At 71.1% G+C, this 16599-nt stretch carries 15 protein-coding genes; 7 read left to right on the top strand and 8 right to left on the bottom strand.

What is annotated here, in order from left to right; genetic code table 11:
- The first annotated feature begins 29 nt into the window (after positions 1-29).
- Entirely contained in the window at positions 30-1052 is a 1023-nt protein-coding gene (locus MB828_RS28445) for a phosphotransferase family protein (RefSeq protein WP_301650705.1), read from the top strand.
- Between the two features lie 6 nt (positions 1053-1058).
- Positions 1059-2273 (top strand): acyl-CoA dehydrogenase family protein, encoded by a 1215-nt coding sequence (locus MB828_RS28440; protein ID WP_301650704.1) that lies wholly within the window; start codon positions 1059-1061, stop codon positions 2271-2273.
- Between the two features lie 69 nt (positions 2274-2342).
- Here MB828_RS28440 and MB828_RS28435 read toward each other — a convergent pair whose 3' ends face one another.
- Genes MB828_RS28435 through MB828_RS28425 form a run of 3 tightly spaced genes read right to left on the bottom strand, consistent with a single transcriptional unit; the run spans position 2343 to position 5403 of the window.
- Entirely contained in the window at positions 2343-2936 is a 594-nt protein-coding gene (locus MB828_RS28435; RefSeq protein WP_046732822.1) for a TetR/AcrR family transcriptional regulator, read from the bottom strand.
- A gap of 29 nt (positions 2937-2965) precedes the next feature.
- Complete coding sequence (locus MB828_RS28430) at positions 2966-4642, bottom strand: class I adenylate-forming enzyme family protein (RefSeq protein ID WP_301650703.1); 1677 nt, start codon at positions 4640-4642, stop codon at positions 2966-2968.
- On the bottom strand, positions 4639-5403 hold the full coding sequence (locus tag MB828_RS28425) for an SDR family oxidoreductase (RefSeq protein ID WP_133025827.1): 765 nt from the start codon (positions 5401-5403) through the stop codon (positions 4639-4641). Before MB828_RS28425 ends, MB828_RS28430 begins: the two co-directional genes overlap by 4 nt.
- Positions 5404-5583: 180 nt before the next feature.
- On the opposite strand from MB828_RS28425, the gene MB828_RS28420 reads away from it, so the two are divergent.
- Positions 5584-6819 (top strand): exo-beta-N-acetylmuramidase NamZ family protein, encoded by a 1236-nt coding sequence (locus MB828_RS28420; RefSeq protein WP_301650702.1) that lies wholly within the window; start codon positions 5584-5586, stop codon positions 6817-6819.
- A gap of 79 nt (positions 6820-6898) precedes the next feature.
- Complete coding sequence (locus tag MB828_RS28415; RefSeq protein WP_301650701.1) at positions 6899-8218, top strand: serine-threonine protein kinase; 1320 nt, start codon at positions 6899-6901, stop codon at positions 8216-8218.
- Between the two features lie 29 nt (positions 8219-8247).
- Here MB828_RS28415 and MB828_RS28410 read toward each other — a convergent pair whose 3' ends face one another.
- Entirely contained in the window at positions 8248-11031 is a 2784-nt protein-coding gene (locus tag MB828_RS28410; protein WP_301650700.1) for a penicillin acylase family protein, read from the bottom strand.
- A 269-nt stretch (positions 11032-11300) separates the two neighbouring features.
- On the opposite strand from MB828_RS28410, the gene MB828_RS28405 reads away from it, so the two are divergent.
- Positions 11301-11903 (top strand): hypothetical protein, encoded by a 603-nt coding sequence (locus MB828_RS28405; protein ID WP_046732827.1) that lies wholly within the window; start codon positions 11301-11303, stop codon positions 11901-11903.
- A gap of 140 nt (positions 11904-12043) precedes the next feature.
- Complete coding sequence (locus MB828_RS28400) at positions 12044-13111, top strand: RNA ligase (ATP) (protein ID WP_301650699.1); 1068 nt, start codon at positions 12044-12046, stop codon at positions 13109-13111.
- 155 nt (positions 13112-13266) lie between these two features.
- On the opposite strand, the gene soxR is transcribed toward MB828_RS28400, so the two are convergent.
- Positions 13267-13737 carry a redox-sensitive transcriptional activator SoxR gene (gene soxR / locus MB828_RS28395; protein ID WP_301650698.1) on the bottom strand — a complete coding sequence of 157 codons (471 nt, stop codon included), beginning with the start codon at positions 13735-13737 and terminating at the stop codon, positions 13267-13269.
- 121 nt (positions 13738-13858) lie between these two features.
- Between soxR and MB828_RS28390 the strand changes: the two genes are divergently transcribed.
- The gene (locus MB828_RS28390) at positions 13859-14320 is read left to right on the top strand and encodes a MaoC family dehydratase (RefSeq protein ID WP_133026119.1); all 462 of its coding nucleotides are present in this window, start codon (positions 13859-13861) and stop codon (positions 14318-14320) included.
- Here the strand turns inward: MB828_RS28390 and MB828_RS28385 are convergent.
- The 3 genes from MB828_RS28385 to MB828_RS28375 form a co-directional block, all read right to left on the bottom strand.
- Complete coding sequence (locus MB828_RS28385) at positions 14311-14961, bottom strand: TetR/AcrR family transcriptional regulator (RefSeq protein WP_133025820.1); 651 nt, start codon at positions 14959-14961, stop codon at positions 14311-14313. The two genes, MB828_RS28390 and MB828_RS28385, sit on opposite strands and share 10 nt — an antisense overlap.
- A gap of 123 nt (positions 14962-15084) precedes the next feature.
- On the bottom strand, positions 15085-15372 hold the full coding sequence (locus MB828_RS28380) for a YiaA/YiaB family inner membrane protein (RefSeq protein ID WP_046733500.1): 288 nt from the start codon (positions 15370-15372) through the stop codon (positions 15085-15087).
- Between the two features lie 59 nt (positions 15373-15431).
- Entirely contained in the window at positions 15432-16583 is a 1152-nt protein-coding gene (locus MB828_RS28375; RefSeq protein WP_133026118.1) for an acyl-CoA dehydrogenase family protein, read from the bottom strand.
- Positions 16584-16599: the final 16 nt, after the last annotated feature.

Below are 16599 nucleotides of genomic sequence, written 5' to 3'. Positions count from 1 at the left end.
ACCTGTTCATTCGTTCGTAGGAGCGATGCATGAGCCCCGACCACCCGCCCGGACTGGATCTCGACCGGCTGCGCGGCCTGCTCGACCGCGAGCGCCCCGGCCTGGTGACCGGTCCGCTGACCGGCAGGCTGATCGAGGGCGGGCGGTCGAACCTCACCTACGCGGTCTCCGACGCCACCTCCAAGTGGGTGGTACGACGGCCGCCGCTGGGCCATGTCCTGGCCACCGCGCACGACATGAAGCGCGAGCACCGGGTGATCAGCGCGCTGCACCCGACCGAGGTGCCGGTGCCGCGGCCCGTGCTGCTGTGCGAGGACGAGGAGGTCCTCGGCGCGCCGTTCTACGTGATGGAGTTCGTCGAGGGCACTCCGTACCGCACCTCCCGGCAGCTCGCCCCGCTCGGCCCGGAGCGCACCCGCGACGCCGTGCTGTCCCTCGTCGACACGCTGGTGGAACTGCACGCCGTGGACCCGGCGGAGGTGGGCCTCGGCGACTTCGGCCGGCCCGAGGGCTTCCTGGACCGCCAGCTGCGCCGCTGGGGCAAGCAACTGGACGCCTCCCGCAACCGGGAGCTGGCCGGCATCGACGAGTTGCACGCCACCCTGGGCCGCCGGCTGCCCGACTCCCCCGCGCCCGCCGTCATCCACGGCGACTACCGCCTGGACAACGTCCTGATCGGCGACGACGACACGATCAAGGCGATCCTCGACTGGGAGATGTCCACGCTCGGCGACCCGCTGACCGACCTCGGCCTGCTGGTGATGTACAGCCAGCCGCTCGGCGCGCCCGACTCGCCGGTGTCGACCACCGCGGAGGCGCCCGGTCACCCGTCCCCGCAGGAGCTGGTCGAGCGCTACGCGGCCCGCTCCGGCCGGGACGTGTCCGCCGTCTCCTGGTACACGGCGTTCGCCTGGTTCAAGCTCGCCGTGATCCTGGAGGGCATCCACTACCGGTACACGCTGGGCCAGACGCTCGGGCAGGGCTTCGACCGCATCGGCGAACTCGTCCCCGTCTTCATCGACCACGGACTGACGACTCTTCAGGAAGGCTGACCGGCCATGGACTTCGCGTTCGACGCGCGCACCGAGGAACTGCGCGCCCAACTCCTCGCCTTCATGGATGAGTTCGTCTACCCGGCGGAGGAGGTGGCCGAGGAGCAGCGGGCCGCCCTCGCCTCGCCGTGGGACACCCCGGCCGTGGTCGAGGAGTTGAAGGCCGAGGCCCGCAGGCAGGGCCTGTGGAACCTCTTCCTGCCCGACGCCGAGCACGGCGCCGGCCTCACCAACCTCCAGTACGCGCCCCTCGCCGAGATCACCGGCCGCTCCCCGCACCTGGCGCCCACCGCGCTGAACTGCGCGGCCCCGGACACCGGCAACATGGAGGTGCTGGCCCAGTTCGCCGACGAGGCGCAGAAGAAGCAGTGGCTGGAGCCGCTGCTGGCGGGTGAGATCCGCTCGGCGTTCGCCATGACCGAGCCGGAGGTGGCCTCCTCGGACGCCACCAACATCACCACGTATATCGAGCGGGACGGCGACGACTACGTCATCACCGGCCGCAAGTGGTACATCTCCGGGGCGATGAACCCGGACTGCAAGATCTTCATCGTGATGGGCAAGACCGACCCGGACGGCCCGGACATCCGGCGTCAGCAGTCCATGGTGCTGGTCCCGCGGGACACCCCGGGTGTCACCGTGAAGCGCGCGATGCGGGTCTTCGGGTACGAGGACCACTCGCACGGCGGCCACGCGGAGGTCGTCTTCGACCACGCGCGCGTGCCGGTGTCGAACCTGGTCGGCGAGGAGGGCGGCGGCTTCGCGATCGCCCAGGCCCGCCTCGGCCCCGGCCGGATCCACCACTGCATGCGGCTGATCGGCATGGCCGAGCGCGCCATCGAGCTGATGTGCCGCCGGGCCGTCTCCCGCCAGGCCTTCGGCAAGGCGCTGGCCCAGCAGGGCGTGGTGCACAACTGGATCGCCGACGCCCGGGTGACGGTCGAGCAGCTGCGGCTGCTGGTCCTGAAGACGGCCTGGCTGATGGACACCGTCGGCAACCGGGGCGCCCACACCGAGATCCAGGCCATCAAGATCGCGACGCCGCGCGCCGTCGTGGACATCATCGACCGGGCGATCCAGCTGCACGGCGCCGGCGGGGTCAGCCAGGACTTCCCGCTGGCCGAGCTGTACGCGGCGGCACGTACGCTGATGATCGCCGACGGCCCGGACGAGGTGCACCAGCGCTCGCTGGCCCGCCGGGAGCTGAAGAAGTACCTGTAGCGCGCACCCGCAGGGACGGAAACGGCCGGCGGCCCCGAGCACGGGAGCCGCCGGCCGTTTCCGTGCGCATCAGGGGCGCAGCGCCCGCAGCAGCAGGTCGGCCAGGTGGTCGGCGACCTCCTGGGGGGTCATGGGCCCGTCGGGGCGGTACCAGGTCGACAGGTGGTGGACCGAGCCGAAGTGGTAGTCCACCACGAGGTCGGCGGGGGTCGCGGTGGAGAAGACGCCCTCGCGCTGGCCCTCCTCGACGAGCGCGCGGAAGCGTTCGTGGTAGCGCCGGCGCTCGGCGCGTACCTGCTTGTTCTTCTCCGGGCTCAGATGGTGCATGGACCGGAAGAAGATCGACGCGTCGTCGAGGTTCTCGATGGTCGTGACGACCACGTCCGCCGCCGCGCCCCGCAGCCGCTTCTCGATGGGCTCGTCCGCGTTCGCGAAGGCGTCGAGCCGGTCCTGCTGGACGCGCAGCACGCGCGCGTACACCTCGTGCAGCAGGTCGTCCTTGGAGCCGAAGTAGTGGTACAGCGCCCCCTTGGTGACGCCTGCGGCCTCCACGATCTCCTGCACGGAGGTCCGGTCGTAACCCTGCTCCGCGAAGAGCCGGGTGGCGGCGGCGAGAAGCCGCTGCGGAACAGGAGCCCCGTCTCCGTCCGTCGTCCTGGGCACTGCCGCCACCTGCCTTTCTCGTAAATCCACTAACCCTGTTGCGGTCGGGAACGCAGTTCCCGTCGGAGGATCTTCCCACTTGCCGTCTTCGGCAGGTCGGGCAGGATCTCCACCTGGCGCGGATATTTGTAGGCCGCCAGTCTCTCCTTGCAATAGAGGGCGAGATCGTCCGGATCGGTTGCAGCCCCCGGGCGAAGACTGATGTAGGCCTTGACGGTCTCCCCGCGGTAGCCGTCCGGGATCCCGACGACGGCCGCCTCGCGTACCGCCGGATGGGTGTACAGCACGTCCTCGACCTCGCGCGGCCACACCTTGAAGCCGGACGCGTTGATCATGTCCTTCTTGCGGTCGACGACGTACAGCCAGCCCTGCGGGTCCATGAACCCGATGTCCCCGGTGCGCAGCTCGCCGTCCGGGAAGGTCTCGGCGGTGGCCTCGGGCCGCCGCCAGTACCCGGGCACCACCTGCGGCCCGCTCACGGCGATCTCGCCCTGCTCGCCGAAGGGCACCTCCTCGCCCCGGTCGTCGATGATCCGGACGACCGTGTCCGGGCCGGGCACCCCGACCGCGAGGGTCCCGGAGACGGGGTCGACGGGCGCTTCCAGGTCCGGCGGCACGGAGGCGCAGGGCGCGGTGCACTCGGTCAGCCCGTACCCGTTCCTGATGTACGGCCCGAAGCCCGCCCGGAACTTCTCGACCAGGGCCGGCGGCAGCGGCGCGCCGCCCGAGGAGATGTTCGCGAAGGACGCGAAGTGCTCCGGGGTGACGTCCGGGTGGGCGGCCAGGGCCATGAAGGCGGTGGAGGGCCCCACCGTGTACTGCGGGCGGTGCTCGGCGAACGCCTCCAGGACCACACCGGGCTCGAAGCGGTACGTCAGCACGAGGGTGCCCACGCTGGTGACGCAGGCGGCGAGCTGGCAGACCATGCCGGTGATGTGGAACAGGGGCGCGAGGGCGTAGTAGACCGGCCCGTCGGGCAGGGCGAGCCCGGTGCGCTGCCGCTCGGCGTTGTACATGATGTTGCCGTGCAGGTTGGTGGCGCCCTTGGGAGTGCCGCTCGTCCCCGAGGTGTAGCTGATCAGCGCGATGTCGGAGGGGGCCGGGTCGCGTCCTTCGGGGGCCTTGCCGCCCCTGCGGGCGACCTCCACCAGGTCCTCGGCGTCGGCGGCCTGCGGCAGCCGTTCGAAGCTCAGCACGCGTGCGTCGTCGCGGGTCTGGAAGTCCAGCTCGCTCGCCGTGAGCACGATCCGTACCGGCGAGCCGGCGGCCGTCTCGCGCAGATACGACTCCCAGGCCCGCTGCGAGCAGACCAGCGCGGTCACCTCGGCGTCCCGCAGGACGTGGGAGACCTCCGCGGACTTGTACATCGGGTTGACCGGCACCACGGTCGCCCCGGCCTTCCAGGCGCCGAGCAGCGCCAGCACGAAGTGCGGGGAGTTCTGGAGGACGACGGCGACCCGGTCGCCGCGCTCCAGGCCCTGTTCGGCGAGGTGGGCGGCGACGGCGTCGCTCAGCTCGTCGACCTCGCGGAAGCCGAGCCGGGCGTCGAAGTAGGTGAGGCAGGTCCGGTCGGGCGCCTCGGCGGCGGCGGCCCGCAGGGCGTGCACCAGCGAGGCGGGCGGTTCGACCGGACCGCGCTGGGCCTCGTTGAGCAGCGCCACCCAGGGCCGGGCGGCGTAGCGGGACTCGGCGTGCGGCCGGTTCACCGGGTGGCCTCCCACTTCTGCTGGATGTGGTTCATGTTCGTCAGCCAGCGGTCCGGGTCGGCCGCCCGGGCCTGGTAGAACCCGGCCACCTCCGGATGCGGCAGGATCAGGAACCGGTCCTCCGCCATCCCCTTGAACAGCGCGTCCGCGACGGCCTCCGGCTCGATGGCGGTCGGCTGGAGCACGATGTCGCCCGCGCTGCCGGTGGCGGCGAGCATGTCGGTACGGACGCCCTGCGGGCAGATGGCGTGCACCTTCAGGCCACGGTGCCGGTAGGTCAGCGACAGCCACTCGGCGAAGGCGTACGCGCCGTGCTTGGTCACGCTGTAGGGCGCCGCGCCGATCATGGTCAGCAGTCCGGCCGCGGAGACGGTCGACACGAACCGCCCGCTGCCCCGCTCCAGCCAGCCGGGCACCAGTTCCTGGGCGGCCCGTACGTGTGCCATGACGTTGACGTCCCAGGCCGAGGCCCACACGGCGGCGTCGGCCGCCTCGGACCCGCCGGAACCGAGTCCGGCGTTGGCGCAGTAGACGTCGACGGTCCCGCCGAGCGCGTCCCGGGCGGCGCCGACGATGCCGGACGCGTCACCCGCGAGAGCGATACCGCCGATCTCCTCGGCAACGGCGGCGGCCCTGTCCCCGTCCAGGTCGTTCACGACGACCCGGGCGCCCTCGGCGGCGAACCGCCGTGCGAGGGCGGCCCCGATGCCACCTCCCGCCCCGGTGACCACGACTCCGGCATCCTGCACGGCTCCCACCATCGGTCTCCTTCGACACGACGACACGACACGACACGGCTCAGCAACGACACACTAACCGGTCGGTATGTTTGAGAAAAGGGTGACCGTCACACGCCTCAAGGACGCGCCCCGAAGGGGCGCGGGGAACTGCGCGACCAGCCACGGACGACCCGCACCCGGACGACGACGGAGGCCCCCCACATGCGCCCGTCCAGACGAAGCCTGCTCACCGCCGCCACGGCAGCGACCGTGACAGCCCTACCCACAGCCACCACAGCCGACGCCCACGGCACCCTCAAGACCGGCTTCGACCGCCTCTCCGCCGACGGCTACGCCCTCCTCGGCGGCCAGAGGGTCGGCATCGTCACCAACCCCACCGGCATCACCCAGGACGTCCGCCACATCGTCGACGTCATGCACGCCGACCCCCGCGTACGGCTCACGGCCGTCTTCGGCCCCGAGCACGGCTTCCGCGGCACGGCCCAGGCAGGCGGCTCCGAGGGCCGCCACGACGACCCGGCGACCGGCCTCCCCGTCTACGACACCTATCTCAAGAGCGGTCAGCCCCTCGCCGACGTCTTCACCGCCTCCGGCGTCGACACGGTCGTCTTCGACATCCAGGACGTCGGCGCCCGCTTCTACACGTACATCTGGACGCTGTACGACTGCATGGAGGCGGCGCGCCTGGCCGGCAAGCGCTTCGTCGTACTGGACCGCCCGAACCCGGTGACCGGGCGCGCCGCCCAGGGCCCGGTGCTGCACCGGGAGTTCGCCAGTTTCGTCGGCCGGCAGCCGATCGCGCAGGCGCACGGCATGACCGTCGCCGAACTCGCGAAGCTGTTCAACGCCCGTTTCCTGGGCAGGCCGGTCGCCCTGGACGTCGTACCGATGACCGGCTGGCACCGCGACCGCTTCTTCGACGCCTACGGACTGCCGTGGGTGCCGCCGAGCCCCAACATGCCCACCCCGGACACCGCGCTGGTGTACTCGGGGACCTGTCTCTTCGAGGGCACGAACCTCTCCGAGGGGCGCGGCACCACCCGCCCCTTCGAACTCCTCGGCGCGGAGGGCGTCGACGCCCGCTGGGCCGCCGCGGCCGACGGACTCGCGCTGCCGGGCGTGCGGTTCAGGGAGGCGTACTTCGCTCCGACGTTCTCCAAGTTCCAGGGCCGGACGGTCGGCGGGGTGCAGATCCACGTCCACGACCGGGTCGCCTACGACCCCGTGCGCACCGGCGTCGCCCTGCTCGTCACCGCGAAGAAGGTGTGGAGCGGCTTCGCCTGGCGGCCGGACCACTGGATCGACACGCTCACCGGATCCACGACCGTCCGCACGATGGTCGACGCGGGCGCCGGCCCGGACGAGATCGCCGGCGCCTGGCAGGACGAACTCGCCGCGTTCCGCCGGATGCGAAAGGAATTTCTCCTCTACAGGTGAGGCGCGGTGTATGGCCAATGTTGCCCCGGAGCGGGACGATGCGCCCACATCGCACCGGTTCGGGGACGAGGAGCCAGGTATGGCGGATCCTGGGATGAGTGTGGCTCCCTACTGGGAGCTGACCTTCGACGCGGACGGGGATCCGGACGGCGCCGAACGCGACCGGCTGCTGGACGAGGTCACGGGGCACGGCGTGCGCGACCTGATCGTCTTCGCACACGGCTGGAACAACGACCGGTCCGGCGCGACCGCCCTGTACCGGCGGTTCTTCGCGCCGGTCCCGAAGCTGGCGCCGAAGGCGGGACTCGGGTACGTCGGGGTGATCTGGCCGTCGATGCGGTTCTGCGACGAGCCGATCCCCGACTTCCCCAAGTGGGTGGTGGCCACGGAGGCCGAGGAGTCCCCGGCGCCCGTGCTCGACAAGGACACCCGGCACGCGCTGCTGGAGACGTTCCCCGGGCGGGCCACGGTGGTCGACCAGCTCTCCCGGATGCTGGACCAGCGGCCGGCCGCCGAACTGGAGGAGTTCGGGCGCCTGGTACGCCTGCTGGTCGAGGTCCTCCCGGGCGGACCGCAGCCGCTGTTCGCGGCGGACACCCTCGTGGAGGGCGTCCCGGAGAGCGAGCCGGTGCTGTTCGGTACGGCGGCGACGGAGCTGTGCGAGGAGTTCGCACAGGCGCTGACGTCCCTGCGGGAGGGCCCGGACGCGGCCGGGTTCGCCCTGCCGAACCCGTGGGACGGGGCGAAGGAACTGCTGCGGCAGGCGACGTACTGGGCGATGAAACGGCGGGCGGGGACCGTCGGGGAGCGTGGCCTCGGCCGGGTGGTCGGACAGTTGGCGCAGGCGGCGCCGGAGGTACGGGTGCATCTGGTCGGGCACAGCTTCGGCGGCCGGCTGGTGTCGTTCGCGCTGCGCGGGCTGCCCGACGGGGTGCGCACGGTCAAGTCCGTGACGCTGCTGCAAGGAGCGTTCTCGCACTACGCGTTCGCCGCCCGGCTGCCGCACGACCCGCGTGCGGGCGGGGCGCTCCAAGGGCGGCAGAACCGCATCGACGGGCCACTGGTGTGCTGTTACTCCCACTTCGACGGGGCGCTCGGCACGTTCTATCCGCTGGCCTCCCGGACGGCGGACGACTGCGAGTCGGCGCTCGGCGCGGATCTGGCGGGGGTGCTGGGCGACCGGTGGGGCGCGATGGGGCACGACGGCGTCCAGGCGGTGCCGGGCACGCGGTCACTCGACCTGGCGGCGGCGCTGCGCGGACCGCTCGCCGCGTCGGGTTGCGTGAACGTCGACGCGGCGGCGGTGGTGAGACGCGGCGGCCCGCCGACCGGGGCGCACAGCGACATCGTGCACCCCGAGCTGGCGCGGCTGGTGCTGGCGGCGGGGCGCATCGGGTGACCCCGCCGCCGTTCCGGTGTTCTGCCGTGTCACCGGTGTGACGTGTACTCCACCACCTGCTGGAAGGTCGGCCGGTTCTGCCAGCTGATGTTGTAGTGCTTGATGCCGCCCAGGGTGCGCTGGACGATCGAGTCGGCGCACCACTGGTCGCCCGCCGAGCACAGCGAGTCCCCGGGGTAGACGGTGGAGGCACTGGTGCCGGCCGCCGTCTTCAGGGTGCTGATGAGGAGGTCGCGGCAGGAGCTGAGGCTGCCGCCGCCGCAGTACTGCTCGGCCAGCGGCCCGGACACGCTCTGCCCGAGCACGGAGCGGATGTCCTTGTCGACATAGCTCCACCAGCCGTACTGGTAGGAGCTGCCGGCGTGCGAGCCGGTGGGCCCGTGCGCGGCCCAGGGAGCCTCGTCGATGGGCAGGTTGGCGGTGAGCGCGGTGTACAGGCCGGTACCGAGGCCGGGCTGGAACTCGGCCTTCACCAGCAGCGGCCACCAGGCGTCGAGGATGCGTATGGCGTCGGAGTTGGCGTAGGTCTTCGAGCCCGCCGACGTCTCGGTGCGCTTGCCGCCCGCCGTCAGCCAGGTCTGGAGCTTGGTGACGGCCGCGGCGGCGGTGGAGTCGGTGACCGTACTGCTGTTGATCACCTTCAGCAGATCCGGCACGACGTCCTCGGCCCGCAGGTCGGTGAGGGACGCGTCTGCCATGGCCTTGACAAGCGAAGAGCGGGTGACGCCCCCGGCGGCCACGAGTTTCTTCACCCGGTCGTCGAGGAGGTTGCCCCGGTGGACCGAACCGTCGCCCCAGCTGGCGGTCGTGTAGTTGAGCGCCTGCTTGTTGTTCCAGGAGATGTAGTAGTCCTGGTCGACGGACTGGGGGTGCTGGGAGGCCGGGGTGTAGTCGGCCGTGTTGGTGGTCGGGTCCCAGTTCTGCCACTCGTAGGCGGCCTGGCCCCACACCGGGAACTCGGGGTCCACACCGCTCGCGCGCACCGGGTTGTTGCCGCTGTTGTAGTACGCGGTGTGCGAGGAGTCGGCGTAGAACCAGTTGAAGGTGTAGTTGATGTGCTGCACCGCGCTCTGGAAGGTCCCCGGGCTGTTCACATAACTGGGATCGTTGAGCATCTGGAAGCCGATGATCGAGTCGGCCTCGTGCATGTAGGAGGAGCGCAGGGTGGTGTAGGCGACCTTCTTTCCGCCGACGGTGGCCCGGTACTCGACCGGTCCGTACTTCGTCTTCCAGACCCGCATGGTGTACGAGCCGGCGGCCGTGCTGTCGGCCGTGGTCGGCTTCCAGGAGTTCGCCTGCTCGACCTTGTCCATGGCCGTGCAGGTGCCGTGGTACAGGTAGTGGTAGTCGTCCTGGCAGAGTTCGACGGCGAAGCTGTCGATGATGTCCTGGCCGGACGTGGTCGCGGACCACGAGTAGTCCTGGCCGCGGCCGAGTTCGACGTACATGCTCAGGCCGGCGAAGGAGGCGCCGCGGGCGCTGATGCCCGGGCCCTGGATCTCCTGGAGCATGAGCAGCTGTGGGGCGAAGTAGCCGGTCTGCGGCCCGAAGACGGCGATCGGGTGCCCGCTCGCGGTGTACTTGCCGCTGACCACCAGGGCGTTCGACATCCCGCGCTTGGCCGAGCTGAGCGCGGTCGCGGTCGCCGCGGCGGAGGCGGCGCTCGCGCTCTGGTCGGCACCGGTGCCGGTGGCGTTGTACACCAGTGGTTCGGTCGTCACCGATCCGGCGTCGGGCAGCGCCTCGCCCTGCGGGCTGCTGGGCTTGGTGCCGTACGGGAAGCTCTCGCCGTTGTGGACGGTGAGCACGGCCTCGGGGTCGTTGCGTTCCCGGAACGACTCCCAGACCTTGGTGCCCTCCGTCACGCCGTACTGCTCCTGGGCGGCGAGCAGCGAGATGGCGTTGTTGACCTCGCCACCGCCGCCGGAGCCGAACAGCGTGCCGATCACGGAGGCCAGCGCCACCAGGTCGGTGATCTTGAAGTGGTCGATCGTGCCGGCGTTGGTGATCGAGTCCTTGTGACCGGTCAGCACGTACTCACCGGGGAAGTAACGGCCGCTGTCGGAGGCGTCGATGTAGGAGTTGATGCCGTCCAGGTAGGCGTCGGCGTCCGCGAGGGCCTGCTGGCCGCGGGTGCCGTTGCTGGCGACGGCGTTGTCGATCTGGGCCTGGAGGTCGGCCTCGGTGTAGGGCGCGTTGCGGTAGAACTCCTGTTCCAGGCCCTGGTTGGAGGCGACGCCGCCGGCGAAGGTGGTGAGCTGGCCGCGCCCGACGTGCCGGAACACGTCCATGAGCCACAGCCGGTCCTCAGCGGCGGCATACCCGGCGCCGAACTCGGTGCCGTATCTGGTGGTACCGGTGATGTGAGGCACCCCGGTCGCCTTGTCGCGGACGATGGTCACGTCGCTGCGGCCGGCCGGGCTCTCCGTGGAGGCGACTTGACTCGATGCGACCCCGAACGACGCGTCGTTGAAGAACGTGTTGATCTTCGCGTCGGTGAGGGTGGAGTAGCCGGTGGCCAGGTTGGCGTAGGGGCCCAGCTGGTCCTCGGCGTGGCTGGGCTGGGTGCCGAAGGCCTGGTTGAGCAGGATCTGGGCGAGGGTGGCGTTGCCGTTCTCGCCGGGCGGCAGGATGTCCGAGCACTGGCCGCCGCAGTAGTCGTTGGAGGCCGCCGCCGCGGCGGGGGTCTGGGCGAGCGGGGAGAGCAGCCCGGCTATCAGCGCGCATACGGATGCGGCTTTCAGGAACCCGGGGAGCCTGCGGGGAGTTCTCAACTTGTCGAACAACGCGTGATGTCTGGTGCGTCGTTGCATGACATCTCCTCTGGACGAGGGGTGGTGCCGGACGTTACCGCCGGTATCCCCGAGATTGAAGATGAACATGCGTCAAGTTTTGGGATGGCCGCCGGACCGGCCGGCGACACCGGCCGCCGGTCAAGGCGGGCGGCCTTATGGACGGCATCGGAAATCGGATGGAGCCGATTCGAGTGTCGATACGTCTATACGGCAACGCCGCGCGAAGTCCGTGCGGCGACGCCGAAGTGACCGAAGTACAGGTGCAGGTGTGACGGAGGTGCAGGGCGATGGCCGGTTTCCGGAGTCTGGCGAGACAGGTGCGAGACCCGCGGTGCGATCTGGCGCTGCGGCGTTACTCGCTGCGCAAGTGCCTGGAGCGGTTCGCTCCTTACGGGCACCGCGCGACCTGGGACCATCTGTGTGCGCGGGCCGGGTTCGGTCCTGAGGACCGGTCCCCCGATCCGGTGCGTCTCGTGGGCGCGCTGGAGGAGCTGGAGGAGGCGCGGGCGGTCTGGCTCGCCTACGAGGTCGACTTCGCCTCGCGCCGCAAGAAGGAGAAGCACGACGGGCTGCGCCGCCCGGGCAGCGTGGACGACTGGCACCGGCTGACCTGGGGCGGATTCGGAGTGGCCTGGTGCGACGACCCACGGGTCCACCCCGACGAACCACTGGCCGAGGTGCTGCGACGGCTGATCGCCGCCCTGGAGCGCGAACCGGGTACGGGCTGCCCGGTGTGCGAAGGGGAGCGCCTCATCTGGAAGTACGACCTGGACCACGAGCCCTCCGCCGGTCCGGTCTGCGCGGACTGCGGGATCCTGGTGCCGCGTCCGGTACTCACCGCCGAAGCCCTGGCCTACGCCAGGCGCGGGCGGCTGCTCATGTCGGCCTGACCACGTGGGGGTGCGCCGGGGATGCCGCACCCCCCAACTGCGCGGGGGACGGTAGCAGTCGTAAAACCGCTGGTTCCACCCCTTTCCGGTACGGACAGTTGGGGGCGATGACACCCGTCTGAGGAACCGCAGGAGTACCGATGTCGACGCTGCGCGTCACCGCCGAGGTCCTGACCGTGCACGAACACCCCAACGCCGACGCGCTGGAGCTGGCCCAGGTGGGCCTGTACCGCGCGGTCGTCGCCAAGGGCGCCTACCGCACCGGCGAGGCCGCCCTCTACATCCCCGAGCAGTCCGTGCTCCCGGCCGGGCTGATCGAGGAACTGGGGCTGACCGGGCGGCTGGCCGGCAGCGGCTCCGACCGGGTGCGGGCGGTCCGGCTGCGCGGTGAGCTGTCCCAGGGGATCGTCTGCCGGCCGAAGGCGCTGGCGGGCGTGGACCTGGCCCGCGCGGCCGCCGAGGGCACCGACTTCGCCGAGGCGCTGGGCATCACCAAGTGGGTGCCGCCCGTGCCGCCGACCATGGACGGCGAGGTCGAGTCGGCGCCCGGACTGATGCCGTGGGTCGACATCGAGAACATCCAGCGCTATCCGGGCATCTTCGAGCCCGGCGAGCCGGTGGTCCTCACCGAGAAGATCCACGGCTCGGCATGCCTGCTCACCTACCTCGCCGACGAGGACCGGGTGCACGTCTCGTCCAAGGGCTTCGGCGCCAGGTCGCTGGCGCTCAAGGAGGACCCGCGCAACCTGTACTGGCGGGCCGTGCGGGCCCACGACGTCGCCGGGACGGCCGCGCGCCTCGCCGCCCGGCTGGGCGCCCGCCGTGTCGGGATCTTCGGCGAGGTGTACGGCGCGGGTGTCCAGGACCTGGCGTACGGCGCCGACGGCCGGCGGGAGTCCCTCGGGTACGCCGCGTTCGACGTCTCCGCGGAGATCGACGGGGCGGTGCGGTGGCTGGACGCCGCGGAGTTCCTGGAGGGGGAACTGCCCCTGGTGCCCCGGCTGTTCGAGGGACCGTACGACATCGAACGGGTGCTGGAGGTCGCCACCGGCCGCGAGACCGTGTCCGGGCGGGGACTGCACCTGCGGGAGGGCGTGGTGATCCGTCCGTCGGTGGAGCGGTACAGCCCGGTGACCGGCGGCCGCGCCATCGCCAAGGCGGTGAGCGGGGCGTATCTGACCCGGAAGGGCGGCACCGAGTTCGAGTAGGGGCTGGGGGTGCCGACACCTACCGGCGCGGGCAGGGTGCCGCTGAACTGAAAAGGCACGGCGGCTACAGCGCCCCGTCAGGGGCGCTGGGGGTACCCCCGGCCGAAGGCTGGGGGAGGAACTGCGCGATTAGCCCCCACCGGCCCGCAGCCGGACTACCGCCCCCCGTCCATGCTTTCGGGCATGAGCCGGGACCCGGCCCTCCGGCTACCGAACGCGTCGTCCGGATTGGACAGCACGCAGCTGCTCAAGGACAGGCACCCGCACCCGATGCAGTCGGTCAGGTGGTCGCGCAGCCGGTTCAACTGCCGGATGCGTTCGTCGAGTTCCGCGCGCCAGGCCTCGGAGAGGCGGGCCCAGTCCTCCCGGGTCGGGGTGCGTTCCTCGGGGAGTTCCGACAGGGCCTCGCGGATGGTGGCCAGCGGGATGCCGACCCGCTGCGCCGCCCGCACGAAGGCCACGCGGCGAAGCGTGTCGCGGGTGTAGCGGCGCTGGTTCCCCGAGGTGCGCCGACTGCTGATGAGCCCCTTGGACTCGTAGAAGTGCAGCGCGGAGACGGCCGCGCCGCTGCGCGCGGACAGCTGGCCGACGCTCAGCTCGTGGATCTCCTCGGAAATCTGCGGCATCCGGCAGAGACTACCCGCCGGGCCCGGCCGCGGTCCGTTGACAGCGGGCCCGCACCCGACCATGCTAAGCAGTTGCTTAGACAATGCAGGGGTGACCCGCGAACGCGAGAGGGCCGGCACCATGGCAGAACCGAGGATCTTCGCTTCCCCCGACGAGCTGAAGTCGGCGGTGGGCGAACAGCTGGGCTTCACCGACTGGCTGGAGGTCGACCAGAAGCGGATCGACCTGTTCGCGGAGGCGACGGGCGACCACCAGTGGATCCACGTCGACCCCGAGAAGGCGGCCGCGGGCCCGTTCGGCACGACCATCGCGCACGGCTATCTGACCCTGTCACTGCTCCCCCTCTTCGGCCCCCAGCTGATCAAGGTCGAGGGCGTGAAGATGGGCGTGAACTACGGCACCAACAAGGTCCGCTTCCCCGCCCCCGTCCCGGTCGGCTCCCGGCTGCGCGCCACCGCGACGATCACCGGCGCCGAGGAGGTCCCGGGCGGGGTCCAGGTGACCGTCGCGTTCACCGTGGAGCGCGAGGGCGGCGACAAGCCGGTCTGCGTCGCGGAGTCGGTGTCCCGGTACTACGTCTGAGCCGGGCGCAGGGCACCCTGCTCGGCCCCCACCATCCGCAGCACGAGGTCGGCGTAGAGCGCGCCGACCTGCTCCGGGGTCCGGGGACCGTCCACGTTGAACCAGCGGGCCACGTCGATGCACAGCGACAGCACCGCGAGGGTGGTGCCGTGGACGTCGATGACGTCGAACTCGCCGGACGCGACGCCCTCCTGGACGATCCCGCGCACCTCGGCGTCCACCTGGCGGCGGAGCGCGAGGATCTCGGCGCGGGCGTCGGGGCCGAGGGCGTCCAGTTCGTACTGCACGACCCGGGCGGTGGTGCGCCGCCCGGCGTGCCAGCGGACGAAGGAGCTGACGGCGTCGGCGAGCCGCTCGGCGGCGGTGCCCTCGCGCCGGGCGGCCGTCCGCAGGATGTCCAGGGCCTTGTCGTGACCGATGCGGCTGATCCGGTGGAGCAGCTCTTCCTTGGTCTTGTAGTGGATGTAGAGCGCGGCCGGGCTCATGCCCGCCCGGCCCGCGATGTCGCGGGTGGTGGTGGCGTGGTAGCCGCGCTCGGCGAAGGCCTCCACGGCGGCGACCAGCAGTCGCCGGGCCGCGTCAGGGGTGACCTCTTCCCACGGCTCGATCTCGCCGCCGGTCGTCTCCTCCGCCGTACTCATCGCTCGCTCGCCCCTCTCGGTACCGGAGCTCCACCATACCGCCGAAGCTGAGCGAGCGCTTAGTGTGCCCGCTCAGAGCTTTTCACGCGGCTTCTCGCGCCGGTACTCGCGCGGGGGCGCCGGTCAGAGCTTCTCGAAGGGGTCGTGTTCGGCGAGCAGCTTCTCCAGCCGCGCCTGGTCGACGCGGCTGACGATCTGGCCTGCCTCCTGGCGGTCGCGGATGACCTTCGCGAGCGTGAAGGCGGAGGTGACGAGGTACAGGACGGCGATGCCGAGGAAGCCGCGCACCCAGGCGTCGGCGTGCAGCCGGAAGATGCCGATGACGGTGGCCACCATGGCGATGCCGAAGGACGCGACGGCCTGGCCGTAGAAGGCAGCCGTGCTCTGGTTTCTGACCGGTGTGTCGCTCATGGGTCGAGTCTCGGCAACGGCGGGCCTGAGCACATCCGCCGTGCTACTCAGGGACGTACTCAGAACGCCGAAACCCCGGTCAGCGCCCGCCCGATGAGCAGTTTCTGGATCTGGCTGGTGCCCTCGTAGAGGGTCATCACCCGGGCGTCGCGCAGGAGTTTGCCCACCGGGTACTCGTCGATGTAGCCGTAGCCGCCGAAGACCTGGAGGGCGTTGTTGGCGGCGCGCACGGCGGCCTCGGAGGCGAAGAGCTTGGCCTTGGAGGACTCGGTGGCGAACGGCAGCCCGCGGTCGACCAGGTCGGCCACCCGCCAGGTCAGCAGCCGGGCCGCGTCCACGTCGACGGCGATGTCGCTGATGAGCTCCTGGACGAGCTGGTGCCCGGCGATCGGCGTCCCGAACTGCTCCCGCTCCCCCGCGTACCGCACGGCCGCGTCCAGCGCCGCCTGGGCTATGCCGACGCAGCCGGCGGCCACCGACATGCGCCCCTTGGCGAGCGCCGACATGGCGACCGAGAAGCCCTTGCCCTCCGGTCCGAGCAGCGCGGACGCCGGCACCCGGACGTCCTCCAGGACGAGCTCGGCGGTGGCTTGCCCGCGCAGGCCGAGCTTGCCGTGCACGGCACGTCGGGTGAGACCCGGCGCGTCGGCCGGCACCAGGAAGGCCGAGACGCCCTTGTGGCCCGGGGCGTCGGTGGAGCGCGCGAACAGGAGCACCACGTCGGCCCAGGTGCCGTTGGTGATGAACATCTTGGCGCCGTTGAGGACGTACTCGTCGCCTTCGCGTACGGCACGGGTGGTGAGGTTGCCCGCGTCGGAACCGGTGCCGGGTTCGGTCAGGCCGAAGCAGCCGACGTACGCGCCGGAGGTCAGCCCCGGCAGCCAGCGCCGCTTCTGCTCCTCGTCACCCCAGGCGGCGATCGACTTGGCGACGAGCCCGAGGGAGACGGAGACGATCCCGCGGACCGATGAGTCCCCCCGGCCCAGCTCCTCCGTCACCAGGCAGTACGACAGGTGGTCGCCGCCCGAGCCGCCGTACTCCTCGTCGATCGTGAGGCCCAGGAAGCCGACCTCGCCGAGCTTCTTGACGATGTTCCGGTCGACCTCCTCGGCACGGTCCCAGGCGATCACGTGCGGGGCGATCTCACGCTCGACGAAGTCCCGGGCCAGCTGCCGTACGGCGGTCTGCTCCTCACCGAGCCCCAGGTTCACCATGCGTCCACCCTTT

It is taken from the genome of Streptomyces arenae (genome assembly GCF_022343545.1).
Taxonomy (GTDB): Bacteria; Actinomycetota; Actinomycetes; order Streptomycetales; family Streptomycetaceae; genus Streptomyces; species Streptomyces humi.
The sequence above is the reverse complement of the archived record's forward strand: the minus strand, read 5'-3'. Positions and strand labels throughout refer to the sequence as shown.

Coding starts and splice junctions, on each gene's coding strand:
- MB828_RS28445 (WP_301650705.1), top strand. CDS start 30: ATGAGCCCCGACCACCCGCCCGGACTGGATCTCGACCGGCTGCGCGGC.
- MB828_RS28440 (WP_301650704.1), top strand. CDS start 1,059: ATGGACTTCGCGTTCGACGCGCGCACCGAGGAACTGCGCGCCCAACTC.
- MB828_RS28425 (WP_133025827.1), bottom strand. CDS start 5,403: ATGGTGGGAGCCGTGCAGGATGCCGGAGTCGTGGTCACCGGGGCGGGA.
- MB828_RS28420 (WP_301650702.1), top strand. CDS start 5,584: ATGCGCCCGTCCAGACGAAGCCTGCTCACCGCCGCCACGGCAGCGACC.
- MB828_RS28415 (WP_301650701.1), top strand. CDS start 6,899: ATGGCGGATCCTGGGATGAGTGTGGCTCCCTACTGGGAGCTGACCTTC.
- MB828_RS28410 (WP_301650700.1), bottom strand. CDS start 11,031: ATGCAACGACGCACCAGACATCACGCGTTGTTCGACAAGTTGAGAACT.
- MB828_RS28405 (WP_046732827.1), top strand. CDS start 11,301: ATGGCCGGTTTCCGGAGTCTGGCGAGACAGGTGCGAGACCCGCGGTGC.
- MB828_RS28400 (WP_301650699.1), top strand. CDS start 12,044: ATGTCGACGCTGCGCGTCACCGCCGAGGTCCTGACCGTGCACGAACAC.
- soxR (WP_301650698.1), bottom strand. CDS start 13,737: ATGCCGCAGATTTCCGAGGAGATCCACGAGCTGAGCGTCGGCCAGCTG.
- MB828_RS28390 (WP_133026119.1), top strand. CDS start 13,859: ATGGCAGAACCGAGGATCTTCGCTTCCCCCGACGAGCTGAAGTCGGCG.
- MB828_RS28385 (WP_133025820.1), bottom strand. CDS start 14,961: ATGAGTACGGCGGAGGAGACGACCGGCGGCGAGATCGAGCCGTGGGAA.
- MB828_RS28380 (WP_046733500.1), bottom strand. CDS start 15,372: ATGAGCGACACACCGGTCAGAAACCAGAGCACGGCTGCCTTCTACGGC.